Here is a 375-nt window from a genome sequence, read left to right on the forward strand (position 1 = left end):
CAAAACGATATCGCGACTCCTACCCCGCTGCTTCCGTTCTCGTCGCCGCGGTAGCGGCAACCTACGACTGAGTTGAGTGACGATCGGCGGCCAGCAACGTCTTGGCCCCCGTAGGAGCGGCCCTTAGGCCGCGATCGTGTCGGAGTGATAGGCTTCTCCTCGGCAGGTGGCCATCTTCACGCAGGACAACCACATGGTGATCATCGGCCTGTTCATCGGCGGTCTGGCCCCCTACCTCTTCGGCGCCATGGCTATGGAGGAGGTAGGACGCGCCGTCGGCAACGCTGATCTGATCAATACGACAAGAACCAAGAAGGCGAGCTGCGGGTCTATCTGCTGTTCGAGCACAAGAGCACCCCGGATCTCTGGGTGCTG

At 61.3% G+C, this 375-nt stretch carries 1 protein-coding gene; it reads left to right on the plus strand.

The genetic code is table 11. The features are described 5' to 3' along the window. Positions 1–193: 193 nt before the first annotated feature. Positions 194–375, plus strand: a 182-nt coding sequence (locus tag ACYQ2W_RS26705) for a hypothetical protein (protein WP_459874176.1), incomplete at its 3' end; no start/stop codon positions are given.

The sequence above is a fragment of the Endothiovibrio diazotrophicus genome, from assembly GCF_054657215.1.